The sequence below is a fragment of the Streptomyces sp. NPDC002133 genome (genome assembly GCF_040296405.1).
Taxonomy (GTDB): Bacteria; Actinomycetota; Actinomycetes; order Streptomycetales; family Streptomycetaceae; genus Streptomyces.
Window position 1 is genome coordinate 35321 of the sequence record NZ_JBEOXF010000001.1, and the last position, 13562, is coordinate 48882.

Annotated in this window: 10 protein-coding genes; 3 read left to right on the top strand and 7 right to left on the bottom strand. The window is 72.4% G+C overall.

What is annotated here, in order from left to right; translation table 11 throughout:
* Window positions 1-11: 11 nt before the first annotated feature.
* Window positions 12-1085, top strand: a complete 1074-nt coding sequence (locus ABT078_RS00125; RefSeq protein ID WP_351222112.1) for a C40 family peptidase — start codon at window positions 12-14, stop codon at window positions 1083-1085.
* 138 nt (window positions 1086-1223) lie between these two features.
* On the opposite strand, the gene ABT078_RS00130 is transcribed toward ABT078_RS00125, so the two are convergent.
* The 5 genes from ABT078_RS00130 to ABT078_RS00150 form a co-directional block, all read right to left on the bottom strand.
* The gene (locus tag ABT078_RS00130; RefSeq protein WP_351222114.1) at window positions 1224-3353 is read right to left on the bottom strand and encodes a 3-hydroxyacyl-CoA dehydrogenase NAD-binding domain-containing protein; all 2130 of its coding nucleotides are present in this window, start codon (window positions 3351-3353) and stop codon (window positions 1224-1226) included.
* On the bottom strand, window positions 3350-4576 hold the full coding sequence (locus tag ABT078_RS00135) for a thiolase family protein (protein WP_351222116.1): 1227 nt from the start codon (window positions 4574-4576) through the stop codon (window positions 3350-3352). The genes ABT078_RS00130 and ABT078_RS00135 overlap by 4 nt, the downstream gene beginning before the upstream one ends.
* Window positions 4577-5181: 605 nt before the next feature.
* Window positions 5182-6456: an HRDC domain-containing protein gene (locus ABT078_RS00140; protein WP_351222118.1), complete on the bottom strand. Its 1275-nt coding sequence runs from the start codon at window positions 6454-6456 to the stop codon at window positions 5182-5184.
* Between the two features lie 79 nt (window positions 6457-6535).
* Window positions 6536-7198: a LuxR C-terminal-related transcriptional regulator gene (locus tag ABT078_RS00145; protein WP_351222120.1), complete on the bottom strand. Its 663-nt coding sequence runs from the start codon at window positions 7196-7198 to the stop codon at window positions 6536-6538.
* A 402-nt stretch (window positions 7199-7600) separates the two neighbouring features.
* A complete protein-coding gene (locus ABT078_RS00150) occupies window positions 7601-8272 on the bottom strand; it encodes a DUF3000 domain-containing protein (protein ID WP_351222122.1) in 672 nt (223 codons plus the stop codon).
* 91 nt (window positions 8273-8363) lie between these two features.
* Here ABT078_RS00150 and hemE point away from each other — a divergent pair, with 91 nt between their 5' ends.
* A complete protein-coding gene (hemE, locus tag ABT078_RS00155; protein WP_351222124.1) occupies window positions 8364-9437 on the top strand; it encodes a uroporphyrinogen decarboxylase in 1074 nt (357 codons plus the stop codon).
* A 41-nt stretch (window positions 9438-9478) separates the two neighbouring features.
* Here hemE and ABT078_RS00160 read toward each other — a convergent pair whose 3' ends face one another.
* Together ABT078_RS00160 and ABT078_RS00165 are read right to left on the bottom strand one after the other, a co-directional pair.
* Window positions 9479-10891, bottom strand: coding sequence for an FAD-dependent oxidoreductase (locus ABT078_RS00160; RefSeq protein WP_351222126.1), 1413 nt, complete (start codon window positions 10889-10891; stop codon window positions 9479-9481).
* Window positions 10892-10918: 27 nt separating this feature from the next.
* The gene (locus tag ABT078_RS00165; protein ID WP_351222128.1) at window positions 10919-11932 is read right to left on the bottom strand and encodes a DUF4349 domain-containing protein; all 1014 of its coding nucleotides are present in this window, start codon (window positions 11930-11932) and stop codon (window positions 10919-10921) included.
* A 140-nt stretch (window positions 11933-12072) separates the two neighbouring features.
* Here ABT078_RS00165 and hemG point away from each other — a divergent pair, with 140 nt between their 5' ends.
* Entirely contained in the window at window positions 12073-13560 is a 1488-nt protein-coding gene (hemG, locus tag ABT078_RS00170; RefSeq protein WP_351222130.1) for a protoporphyrinogen oxidase, read from the top strand.
* The last annotated feature ends 2 nt before the right edge of the window (window positions 13561-13562 follow it).

The following is a 13562-nucleotide window of genomic DNA, read 5'->3' on the forward strand; positions in this document are numbered from 1 at the left end:
GAGCCGACCTCATGAGTGCCAAGAAGAAGACCAGCCCCGCCCTGCACGCGGCGGTCGTGATCGGGCTGCTCGCGAGCAGCGCGTACCTGACCGTCGAACTGCGGAAGGAGGAACAGGCCAAGGCCCCGGCCATCCAGGCCGTCACCGACACCCCGCTGCTCGAGTCCAGCAGCGGCCGGATGAGCGGCAGGCAGACCTGGGAGCGCCTGAAGAACCCCGAGCGTTCGGTGCTGCGGGGCGAGGGCGGCCAGGTCCTCGCCACCTTCACGGACAACGCCCGCACCGCGACCCTCAAGGGCCCGAGCCGCACCTTCACCGAGGCCGCCAACACCAAGTCGCGCGTCGTGACCGAGGACTGGGTGCGCCTCATGCCGGAGCCCTGGCGCAAGGGCGCCGAGAAGGAGCAGTGGTTCAAGGACTGGTTCAAGGAGTACTACGGCAGCGAGGAGGACGACATCTTCGCGACCGCCTTCCAGTACGTCGAGGGCGCACCGGTCAAGAAGGACGACGAGGGCATCGCCTACGCCGGTGACGCCGCGTTCGGCCCGCTCAACCCGAACGGCAGCGCGGGCAACGACCTGCGCGAGGAACTGTCCGACTTCTACGACTACCTCGGCATCCCGTACAGCTTCCGCGACGGCACGGGCAAGCAGCCCGAGGCCAGGCGCGCCCGCGCCGTCGACTGCTCGGGATTCATGCGGCTGGTGTGGGGCTACCGCGCCCGCTACCCGCTCGCCTCCTCGGACACCACGGGCGACGGCCTGCCGCGTACGGCGAACGGCATGGCCCGCTCGGACATCGGCACCGAGGTCATCCCGCTGAAGGGCGTGGGCGCGGCGGACCGTCCCAAGTCGATCGACGTGCTCCAGCCGGGCGACCTCGTCTTCTTCAAGCTGGACGCCCGTACCAAGAGCCGCCTCGACCACGTCGGGATCTACCTGGGCCACGACAGCGACGGCCACAAGATCTTCATCTCCAGCCGGGAGGAAGTGAACGGCCCGACGATCGGCGACAAGGGCGGTACGTCCCGGCTGGACGGGAACGGCTACTACGCCACCACACTGCGCAGCGCGAAGCGGCTGTAGTGCCCCGGGCGCCGGGCCACCGGGTACGCGCCCGGCGTCGTCGGCGCCGTCGCCCGGTCATCGGGCCGGGCAGGCGGAAGGGCCGTACGGGACGGATCCCGTACGGCCCTTCGCCGTGCTGTCAGGCGGTGTTGTCCCTTACGCGGGCACGCTCGCGACGCCCTGCGCCAGGAACTTCTTGCCGTTCACGCGCTCGCTGACGCCCTCGCGGTCCAGGTACGGCGTGATGCCGCCCAGGTGGAAGGGCCAGCCGGCGCCGGTGATCAGGCAGAGGTCGATGTCCTGCGCCTCGGCGACGACACCCTCCTCCAGCATCAGCCCGATCTCCTGCGCGACCGCGTCCAGGACGCGGGCGCGGACCTGCTCCTCCGTCAGGACCGTGTCGCCCTGCTTGAGCAGCGCGGCGACCTCGGGGTCGAGCTCCGGCTTGCCGGAGTCGTACACGTAGAAGCCGCGCTTGCCCGCCTCGACGACCGCCTTGAGGTTCGGGGACACCGTGAAGCGCTCCGGGAAGGCGCGGTTCAGGGTCTCGGAGACGTGCAGACCGATGGCCGGGCCGACCAGCTCCAGCAGGACCAGCGGCGACATCGGGAGGCCGAGGGGCTCGATGGCCTTCTCGGCGGTGGCGACCGGGGTGCCCTCGTCGATGACGTTCTGGATCTCGCCCATGAAGCGGGTCAGGATGCGGTTCACGACGAACGCCGGGGCGTCCTTCGTCAGCACCGCGGTCTTCTTCAGCTTCTTGGCGACGCCGAAGGCCGTGGCCAGCGAGGCGTCGTCGGTCTTCTCACCGCGGACGATCTCCAGCAGCGGGAGCACCGCGACCGGGTTGAAGAAGTGGAAGCCGACCACGCGCTCCGGGTGCTGGAGCTTGGAGGCCATCTCGGAGACCGACAGCGAGGAGGTGTTGGTGGCGAGGATCGCGTGCGCCGGGGCGACCGCCTCGACCTCCGCGAACACCTTCTGCTTGACGGACATCTCCTCGAACACGGCCTCGATGATGAAGTCCGCGTCCGCGAAGCCCTCGGCCTTGTCCAGGACACCGGTGACCAGGGCCTTGAGACGGTTGGCCTTGTCCTGGTTGATCCTGCCCTTGCCCAGCAGCTTCTCGATCTCGGCGTGGACGTAGCCCACACCCTTGTCGACGCGCTCCTGGTCGATGTCCGTGAGGACGACCGGGACCTCCAGGCGGCGCAGGAACAGCAGCGCCAGCTGAGAGGCCATCAGACCGGCGCCGACGACACCGACCTTGGTGACCGGGCGGGCCAGGCTCTTGTCCGGGGCACCGGCGGGACGCTTGCCGCGCTTCTGCACCAGGTTGAAGGCGTAGATGCCGGAGCGCAGTTCGCCGCCCATGATGAGGTCGGCGAGCGCGGTGTCCTCGGCGTCGAAGCCCTTCTGGAGGTCGCCGTCCTTGGCCGCCTCGATGATGTCGAGGGCGCGGTACGCGGCGGGGGCCGCGCCGTGCACCTTGGAGTCGGCGATGAACCGGCCGCGGGCGACGGCCTGGTCCCAGGCCTCACCGCGGTCGATCTCCGCGCGCTCGACCGCGATCTCGCCCTTGAGGACGGACGCCGTCCAGATCAGCGACTGCTCCAGGAAGTCGGCGCCCTCGAAGATCGCGTCGGCGATGCCGAGCTCGAAGACCTGCGCGCCCTTGAGCTGCTTGTTCTGGTTGAGCGAGTTCTCGATGACGACCGAGACCGCGCGGTCGGCGCCGATCAGGTTCGGCAGGATCGTGCAGCCGCCCCAGCCCGGCACCAGGCCGAGGAAGACCTCGGGGAGGGAGAAGGCCGGCAGGGCCTTGGAGACGGTGCGGTAAGTGCAGTGCAGACCGACCTCGACACCGCCGCCCATCGCCGCGCCGTTGTAGTACGCGAACGTCGGGACGGCGAGGGAGGCGAGCCGCTTGAAGACGTCGTGGCCGCCCTTGCCGATGGCGAGCGCGTCCGCGTGCTGCTTGAGCAGCTCGACGCCCTTGAGGTCGGCGCCGACGGCGAAGATGAACGGTTTGCCGGTGACGCCGGCGCCGACGATGTCACCGTTCGCGGCCTCGGCCTCGACCTGGTCGATCGCGGTATTGAGGTTCGCGAGGGACTGCGGGCCGAAGGTGGTCGGCTTGGTGTGGTCGAAGTCGTTGTCCAGCGTGATGAGGGCGAACCTGCCCGCGCCGCCGGGGAGGTCGAGGTGGCGCACGTGCGCCTGCGTGACGACCTCGTCCGGGAACAGCTCGGCCGCACCCTTCAAGAGCTCAGCGGTGGTGCTCACTTGTTGCCTCCGGCGTCCTTGTGGTGCGGGTTCTCCCAGATCACCGTGGCGCCCATGCCGAAGCCGACGCACATGGTGGTGAGGCCGTAGCGGACCTCCGGCTGCTCCTCGAACTGCCGCGCCAGCTGCGTCATCAGACGCACGCCGGAGGAGGCGAGGGGGTGACCGTACGCGATGGCGCCGCCGTACTGGTTGACGCGGGCGTCGTCGTCGGCGATGCCGTAGTGCTCGAGGAAGGCCAGGACCTGGACGGCGAAGGCCTCGTTGATCTCGAAGAGGTTGATGTCCTCGATCGAGAGGCCGGCCTTGGCGAGGGCCTTCTCGGTCGCCGGGATCGGGCCGTAGCCCATGACCTCGGGCTCGACGCCGGCGAAGGCGTACGAGACGAGGCGCATCTTGACCGGGAGGTTGTGCTCGCGGGCGAAGTCCTCGGAGGCGATGATCGAGGCGGTGGCGCCGTCGTTCAGGCCCGCGGCGTTACCGGCGGTGACGCGGCCGTGGACGCGGAACGGGGTCTTCAGACCGGAGAGGTTCTCCAGGGTCGTGCCCGGGCGCATCGGCTCGTCGGCGGTGACCAGGCCCCAGCCGGTCTCGCCGGCCTCGGGGCTCGTGCGGCGCACCGAGATCGGGACGAGGTCCTGCTGGATCTTGCCGTTGGCGTACGCCTTGGCGGCCTTCTCCTGCGAGCGGACGGCGTACTCGTCGGCGCGCTGCTTGGTGATCTGCGGGTAGCGGTCGTGCAGGTTCTCCGCGGTCATGCCCATGAAGAGGGCCGACTCGTCGACGAGCTTCTCCGACACGAAACGCGGGTTCGGGTCGACGCCCTCGCCCATCGGGTGGCGGCCCATGTGCTCGACGCCACCGGCGATGACGGCGTCGTACGCGCCGAACGCGATCGACCCGGCGGTGGTGGTGACGGCGGTGAGCGCGCCGGCGCACATGCGGTCGATCGAGTAGCCCGGGACCGACTGCGGCAGCCCGGCGAGGATGCCGGCGGTGCGGCCCAGGGTCAGACCCTGGTCGCCGATCTGCGTGGTCGCGGCGATGGCGACCTCGTCGATCTTCGCGGGGTCGAGACCCGGGTTGCGGCGCAGCAGCTCCCGGATGGCCTTCACGACAAGATCGTCGGCGCGGGTCTCGTGGTAGATGCCCTTCGGGCCCGCCTTGCCGAACGGGGTGCGGACGCCGTCGACGAAGACGACGTCCCTGACGGTACGAGGCACGATGGCTCTCCTCCAGGGTGCGGGATGGCACTGCTGCGGGCGCACGGCTAAGCGCGCGCTTGCTTCCCTCATGCTACTTGTGGGTAACCACGTTGCCCACCCCCTGCGGCGGGAGCGGTGAAGGTCACACGTGACACTCCGGGCGCGTTCGGCGGTTCCGGGTGCGGGATTGCCCCGTGCCGGGTCGGTTGCCGTCCGAGGCCGCTCCGGGGCTCGCATCCGGGACGGCATGCGTTACGGCGCGCGCGCCGCCTCGCACCGCCGGTCATCGCCCGCGCCGCGCGCCGCACATCAGGTTTGGTACCACCCACCGGGCCGCAGTCGGGGGACGGCCGGCGCGGGGCCGTGCAGGGGCGTCCCCGCAGAAATCGGGCGCTGGTGCCGGACGACGCCGCACCCACCGATTTCGAGGAGGCGAGCCCGGAGAGGGCCCGGCCCCCGACCCACCGACAGCAGCCGCACCAAGCCCGCCCCGGGTCCCCCCACGTCGCAGGGCACAGGGGGACCTTGAGGACGGACACACCGGACGCCCGGCGGCACCGGCCACGGCGACCGCGCCCGCGGCACCGGGCGGCACCCGGGCCGCAGCCCCGGAGGGAGCCGCGTCAGGCCGTCGCCGAGAGGGCCCGGGTCAGCAGGGGGGTCACCTGCTCGATCTGCCACGGGCGGGCGCCGTACGCCGCCAGCATCGCCCCGACCGCCTCCGGTGTCCGCTCCTGCGGCGGCTCCCAGCACACACGCCGCACCGTGTCCGGCGTGATCAGGTTCTCCTGCGGCAGGTTCAGCTGCTCCGCCAGCGTGGACACCCCAGCCCGCGCCGCCGACAACCGCGCCGCCGCGGCCGGGTCCTTGTCCGCCCAGGAGCGCGGCGGCGGCGGACCCGCGACCGGCTGTCCGGGCTGCGGCAGCTCCGCGTCCGGCAGGGCCCGGGCGCGGTCCACGGACGCCTGCCACTGCTCGAGCTGACGCCGGCCCATCCGGTGCCCGAAGCCGGGCAGTGCGGTCAGCGCGTGCACGTTCAGCGGAAGTGCCAGCGCCGCCTCCACGATCGCGGCATCGCTCAGGACCTTCCCGGGGGACACGTCACGCCGCTGCGCCACCTTGTCGCGCGCGGTCCACAGCTCCCGTACGACCGCCATCTGGCGCCGCCGCCGCACCTTGTGCATCCCCGACGTACGCCGCCACGGATCCTTCCGCGGCGGTGCCGGGGGTGCCGAGGCGATCGCGTCGAACTCCTGCTGTGCCCAGTCGAGCTTGCCCTGCCGGTCCAGCTCCTTCTCCAGCGCGTCCCGCAGGTCGACGAGCAACTCCACGTCCAGCGCCGCGTACCGCAGCCACGGCTCGGGCAGCGGCCGCGTCGACCAGTCCACCGCCGAGTGACCCTTCTCCAGTGCGTAGCCGAGGACCGACTCGACCATCGCGCCGAGCCCCACCCGCGGGAACCCCGCGAGCCGCCCGGCCAGCTCGGTGTCGAAGAGCCGGGTCGGCACCATGCCTATTTCGCGCAGGCAGGGCAGATCCTGTGTGGCCGCGTGCAGGATCCACTCCGTACCGGCGAGCGCCTCGCCCAGCGCGGACAGGTCGTCGCAGCCGACGGGGTCGATCAGCGCGGTGCCCGCGCCCTCGCGGCGCAGCTGTACGAGATACGCCCGCTGGCCGTAGCGGTAGCCGGACGCCCGCTCGGCGTCCACGGCGACGGGCCCGCTGCCGCCGGCGAACGCGGCGACGACGGACTCGAGGGCCTCGGGCGTGGAGACCACCGGAGGAATGCCCTCGCGCGGCTCCAGCAGGGGGATCGGCGCCGGTTCGACGTCGTCCGGGGGGCCGCCCCCGGTGGTTCGCAGGTCTGGCTCTGCTGCGGTGTCTTGGGCGTCGGTCACCTGTCAAGGGTATCTGTGAACGGAAGCCGCCCGTCGACGGAACGTTCCGTCGACGGGCGAGGGTCCTTTGTAAAGGGAATCAGTGGATGATGCCGGTGCGCAGCGCCACGGCCACCATCCCGGCCCGGTCGCCCGTGCCGAGCTTGCGCGCGATGCGGGCGAGGTGGCTCTTCACCGTCAGCGCAGACAGGCCCATCGAGACGCCGATCGCCTTGTTCGACTGACCCTCGGCGACGAGCCGGAGCACCTCCACCTCGCGGCCGGACAGCTCGCGGTAGCCGCCGGGGTGGCTCGGGGCCCCCGGGGGACGGCGGTGCATCCGGGCGGCGGCCGAGCCGATGGGGGCGGCGCCGGGGCGGACCGGGTGTCCGAGGTTCGTGCGCGTACCGGTGACGACATAGCCCTTGACCCCGCCCGCCAGCGCGTTGCGGACCGCGCCGATGTCGTCGGCCGCGGAGAGGGCCAGCCCGTTGGGCCAGCCCGCCGCGCGGGTCTCGGACAGCAGGGTCAGCCCGGAACCGTCGGGCAGGTGGACGTCGGCCACGCAGATGTCGCGCGGGTTGCCGACGCGGGGACGGGCCTCCGCGATGGACGACGCTTCGATGACGTCACGTACTCCGAGGGCCCACAGGTGGCGGGTGACGGTGGAGCGGACGCGCGGGTCGGCCACGACGACCATGGCCGTCGGCTTGTTCGGGCGGTAGGCGACCAGGCTTGCGGGCTGCTCGAGGAGAACGGACACCAGGCCTCCTGGAAAGGTGCGGGACGGCGCCGGCTCGGGGATGAAGCCGGGGCGAACCGTGCTTGAAGGGTCACCACCTCTTCGGCACCAAACCCACCCGCCTTTAGAGAAAGATCACGATTTGGTGAGTAACAATTCCGGCAATTCGGACGCCTGATCGATCATCCTATGAGTCCGTGGGCGCACCCCCCCCCCGTGGCCACGGGCGTGCGTGCCTGTGGCCCGTACACGCGACGGAGCCGGGCATCGACACGGAGGGCGGGCGCGCAGCGGCCCACCACTCGGAATCGGAGGCTGCGGCGCGCGGACACCCGGGTCCGGCCGACGGTACCGGCGAGGAGCAGGAGCACGAGCAGGCACGAGCACGAGCAGTCGCAGGACCAGAGGGCCTGCCGTCCTGGCCTACGGCGTCCGCGGCCCCCGGCGCTGCGGCAGCGTCACGACACCGCCCGTGTCCGGCACGTCGCCGGCGCCGGACGGCGGCAGGCCCGCGACCTGGCACAGCAGGTCGCACCAGGCCGCGAGATGCGCGGCCGTGTCCGGAACCCCGTCCCGGCCTTCCCGCGGGGTCCAGGAGGCCCGGATCTCGATCTGCGTCGCCGGGAGGCGGTCTGCGAGTCCTCCGAAGTAGTGAGACCCCGCCCGGGTGACGGTGCCGGCGGCCTCCCCGTAGAAGAGCCCTCGCGCCTCCAGGGCCCCGGTCAGCCAGGACCAGCAGACCTCCGGAAGCAGCGGGTCCGCCGCCATCTCCGGCTCCAGCTCCGCCCGTACGAGCGTCACGAGCCGGAACGTGCCCTGCCAGGCCTCGTGCCCCGACGGGTCGTGCAGCAGCACGAGCCTGCCGTCCGCGAGGTCCTCCTCGCCGTCGACGACCGCCGCCTCCAGGGCGTACGCGTGCGGCGCGAGGCGCTGCGGGGGGCGGGTCGGATCGACCTCGAGCTCCGGCCGAAGCCGCGCCGCCCCCAGCGCGTCCACCGCCAGCCGGAACGCGCGCGGGACGGGTTTCCCCTCCGCGCTGTCCGTGCCGTCAGCGCCGTCGGGTTGTTCCGAAAACTGTCCCTGAGCCGCAGCCATGCGGGGAAGAGTAAGCGGAACGCGCGCCGCGTGCAGGGAGGGACACCCGGCCCGGCCGAGCTCCTTGCGCGCACATGCGAAGATTCTGGACGTGAGCGCCAACGACAGCCCTTCGGGCCACCAGACGAAGACTCCCGCCACGCGCGACTCCGCCTTCCTCAAGGCGTGCAGGCGTGAGCCCGTACCGCACACGCCGGTCTGGTTCATGCGACAGGCGGGGCGCTCGCTGCCCGAGTACCTGAAAGTGCGCGAAGGCATCCCGATGCTGGAGTCGTGCATGCGGCCGGAGCTGGTCACCGAGATCACGCTGCAGCCGGTGCGCCGCCACAAGGTCGACGCCGCGATCTACTTCAGCGACATCGTCGTCCCGCTCAAGGCCATCGGCATCGACCTCGACATCAAGCCGGGCGTGGGCCCGGTCGTCGCCGAGCCGATCCGCCGCCGCGAGGACCTCGCGCGGCTGCGCGATCTCACCCCCGACGACGTCGCGTACGTCACGGAGGCGATCGGCATGCTCACCGGCGAACTGGGCCCGACCCCGCTCATCGGCTTCGCGGGCGCTCCCTTCACCCTCGCCAGCTATCTCGTCGAGGGCGGGCCGTCCCGCAACCACGAGCACACCAAGGCCCTCATGTACGGCGACCCGCAGCTCTGGGCCGACCTGCTGGACCGGCTCGCGGACATCACCTCGGCCTTCCTGAAGGTGCAGATCGAGGCCGGCGCGTCCGCCGTGCAGCTCTTCGACTCCTGGGTCGGCGCGCTCGCCCCCGTCGACTACCGGCGCTCGGTGATGCCCGCGTCCGCGAAGGTGTTCCGTGCGGTCGAGGCGTACGGCGTCCCACGCATCCACTTCGGCGTCGGCACGGGCGAGCTCCTCGGCCTGATGGGCGGGGCCGGCGCGGACGTCGTCGGCGTCGACTGGCGCGTCCCGCTGGGCGAGGCCGCCCGCCGCGTCGGGCCCGGCAAGGCGCTGCAGGGCAACCTGGACCCGGCGGTCCTCTTCTCGTCCCGGGAGGCGGTCGAGGCCAAGACCCGCGAGGTCCTCGACGACGCCGCCGGTCTGGAGGGCCATGTCTTCAACCTGGGCCACGGCGTCCTGCCCAGCACAGACCCTGACGCGCTGACCCGCCTCGTGGAGCACGTCCACACCGCGACCGCACGCTGAGGCCCGGCGGAACGACGCGCGGCGGTGCGGGGGGCGAGGGCTCAGCCCCCCGCCTCCCGCACGGCCGCCATCGCCTTGCGCGCCGCGACCAGCACCGGGTCCCACACCGGTGAGAACGGCGGCGCGTAGCCCAGGTCCAGGGCGGTCATCTGCTCCACCGTCATCCCGGCCGTCAGCGCGACCGCCGCGACGTCCACGCGCTTCGCCGCCCCCTCGCGGCCGACGATCTGGACCCCGAGCAGCCGGCCCGTGCGGCGCTCGGCCAGCATCTTGACCGTCATCGGGGCCGCACCCGGGAAGTAGCCCGCGCGGCTCGTCGACTCGATCGTCGCGGTCACGAACCGGAGCCCCACCTCGCGGGCGTCCTTCTCGCGCAGACCGGTGCGGGCGATCTCCAGGTCGCAGACCTTGCTCACGGCCGTGCCCACGACCCCGGGGAAGGTCGCGTAGCCGCCGCCCACCCCCGCGCCGATGACCTGGCCGTGCTTGTTGGCGTGCGTGCCGAGCGGGACGTGGCGTTCGCGGCCCGACACCAGGTCCAGCACCTCCACGCAGTCGCCGCCCGCCCAGACGTTCTCGTGGCCGCGCACGCGCATCGCGAGATCGGTGAGCAGACCCCCGTACGCCCCGAGCGGCAGTCCGGCCGCGCCCGCGAGGGTCGTCTCCGGTTCCACGCCGATGCCGAGCACGACGACGTCCGCCGGATACTCGGCGTCCGCCGTGGCGACCGCGCGGACCTTCTCCCGTGGCCCTCCGGGCACGGGAGGTACCGCCGCGTCCTGGCCCGTCAGGATCTGGGTGACCTCGGCGTCGTCGACCGTCGTGATGCCCAGTCCGTCCATCGCATCGTGCACGAGCCGGCCCATGTCCGGGTCGAGGGTGGCCATCGGCTGTGCGCCGCGGTTGACGACGGTGACGTCGAAGCCGTGGTTCAGCAGCGCCTCGGCCATCTCCACGCCGATGTAGCCCGCGCCGACGACGACCGCCCGCCGCCCCTCGATGCGGTCGAGGGTGCTCAGCAGCGCCTGGCCGTCGTCGAGGGTCTGGATGCCGTGCACCCCCGGGGCGTCGATCCCGGGCAGCCGGGGGCGCACCGGCCGGGCGCCGGTCGCGATGACGAGCTTGTCGAAGCCCGTCCACGACTCGGCACCCGACTCCAGGTCCCGGGACCTGACCCGCTGCCCCGCGATGTCGAGCTCCGTGACCTCGGTGCGCATCCGCAGATCGATGCCGCGCGCCCGGTGCTCCTCGGGGGTACGCGCGATCAGGTCGTCCCGCTCCGGAACGTCGCCGCCGACCCAGTACGGAATGCCGCACGCGGAGTACGAGGCGAAATGGGAGCGCTCGAAGGCGACGATCTCGAGCTCCTCCGCGCCCTTGAACCTGCGGGCCTGCGATGCGGCGGACATGCCCGCCGCATCGCCGCCGATGACCACGAGTCGTTGGTGTCCCATGCGGAACACGCTACGTGGGACGGCCGTTCAGTCCTGCTCGGGGGCCGGAGCGGGCGCCGGAACGGGGTCCGCGGCCGGAGCCGGGACCGGAGCAGCCGCCGCCGTGGCAGCGCCGCCGCGCTGCCGCCACGGCCGGACCAGCCACCGCCACACCGCGTACAGCACCGCGATCACCGCCGCGAACGGCGCCACCGCACCCAGCACCAGGCCGATCCACCGCACGGTCTCCACCAGGGCCTCCCAGCCGCCCTTCAGCGCGTCCAGGAAACCGGGGTCGTCCTCCTGTGCCGGCGGCTCCTTCCGCTCCTTCTCCGACAGCTCGAGCGTGATCGTCGCCAGCGACGTACGGTCCTTCAGCGACGCCTGCTGGGCCAGCAGCGACTCCAGCTCCGCCTGACGGTTGCTCAGCTCGCCCTCCAGCGTGACCACATCGCTCAGCCGGGTGGCCCTGTCCATCAGCTCCCGCACCCGTGTGACACTCGCCCGCTGGGTCGCGATGCGGCTCTCCACGTCGACGACCTGGTCGGTGACGTCCTGCGCGTTCGCCTTGCGCGTCAGCAGCTTTCCTGCGCCCGCGAGGTCGGCGAGAACCGAGGCGTACCGGTCCTGTGGGACGCGCAGCACGATGCGTGACATCACATGGGTGTCGTCGACACGCTCGGTGGTCTCGCCGGCGACATGTCCGCCTGCAGTCTCCACGGTCGTACGCACGGCGGCGAGCGCCTTGGTCGCGTCCTTGACCTCCACGGACAGCTCGGCGGTGCGGATGACGTGCGTCGCGGCCGTCGCCGGCCTCCTCGCCGCCTGCCCCTTGTCCTGCCCCTGCCCCTGTGCCTCCTCGGGCGCCTGGGCGTCGGCGGGCTTCTTCGCCGCGTAACCCGAGTCGGCCGCAGGTCCCTGACCGCCGCTCTTGTGGTCCGGAGCCGCAGCCGCCCCCTTCTCGGAGCTCTCGGTGATGTTGTCGGCCGCACCGCAGCCGGCGAGTGCGAGTGAGGCGGTGAGCAGTGCCGCTGCCCCCAACGTGAGACGCCGTGCACGCATGTCGGTCCCCCCAGGGATGGTGGTGGATGGTGACGGTTCGACGTGCGGGGTGGGGGAGCGGGTTGCCTGTTCGCGGTTCCGAAGCGGTCACGGTCAGGACTCATTACGGCCCGTGGCACGCGGTTTGAGAGAGTGGACGCATGAACGCGGACACACGCACGGACACCGGGACGGACACACACGCGGCCCACGTCGTCGTCATAGGCGGCGGCATCGCCGGACTCGCCGCCGCGCACCGGCTGCTCTCCTCCGGCGTGCGCGTGACCCTGCTGGAGGCGACCGCGCAGCTCGGCGGCAAGCTCCTGGCAGGCGAGATCGCCGGGGCCCCCGTCGACCTCGGCGCCGAGTCGATGCTCGCCCGCCGCCCCGAGGCCGTCGACCTGGCGCGGGCCGTCGGACTCGCGGACCGGCTGCAGCCCCCGGCGACGACCACCGCGTCCGTGTGGACCCGCGACGCACTGCGCCCGATGCCCAAGGGCCATGTCATGGGCGTGCCGGGCGGCGCCGACGCGCTCTCCGGGCTGCTCTCCGCGGAGGGCCTCGCCCGGATCGAGCACGAGCGGGACCTGCCCCCTGCCGAACTCGGCGACGACGTCGCCGTCGGCGCCTTCGTCGCCGAGCGACTCGGCCGCGAGGTCGTCGACCGGCTGGTGGAGCCGCTCCTCGGCGGTGTGTACGCGGGCGACGCCTACCGCATCTCCATGCGGGCCGCCGTCCCCGCCCTTTTCGAGGCCGCCAGGACCCACGGCTCCCTGCTCGACGGCGTCCGCGAGATCCAGCACCGCGCCGCGCAGCAGCCGGAGACGGGCCCCGTCTTCCTGGGCCTCGAAGGCGGTATCGGCACGCTGCCGCTCGCCGTGGCCGACGCCGTACGCGCCGGGGGCGGGGAGATCCTCACCGAGACCCCGGTGACCTCGCTGCGCCGGGTGACCCGCGAGGACCGGGAGTCCGGCGCCGGGGGCACCCCGGTGTGGGAGATCGTCGCCGACGGACGGCCGCTCCTCGCCGACGGGGTGATCCTCGCGGCCCCCGCCTGGTCCGCGTCCGCGCTGCTCGCCGCCGAGTCCCCGGCCGCGTCCGCCGAGCTCGCCGCCGTCGAGTACGCCTCGATGGCGCTCGTCACCCTCGCCTTCCGACGCTCCGACCTGGCCGGCCGGCTGCCCGCCGGCTCCGGCTTTCTCGTCCCGCCCGTCGACGGCCGCACCATCAAGGCGTCCACCTTCTCGGGACAGAAGTGGAGCTGGGTGTCCGACGCCGCCCCCGATCTGTTCCTGCTGCGCACCTCCGTCGGCCGCTACGGCGAGGAGGATCACCTCCAGCGCGAGGACTCCGAGCTCGTCGACGTGTCGCTGAGCGACCTCGGCGCGGCGACCGGCCTCACGGTCGGTCCCGTGGCGAGCGAGGTGACCCGCTGGGTCGGCGGACTGCCGCAGTACCCGGTCGGGCATCTGGCGCGGGTCGCCCGCGTCCGCGACGCCGTCGCCAAGCTGCCCGGGCTGCGCGTCTGCGGTGCCGCGTACGACGGCGTGGGCATCCCCGCGTGCATCGGCAGCGGCCGGCGTGCGGCGGACGAGATCATCGCCACGGCCCCCCTGGTGCCCGGTACTGTCCGTGACGGGCGAGAATAGAC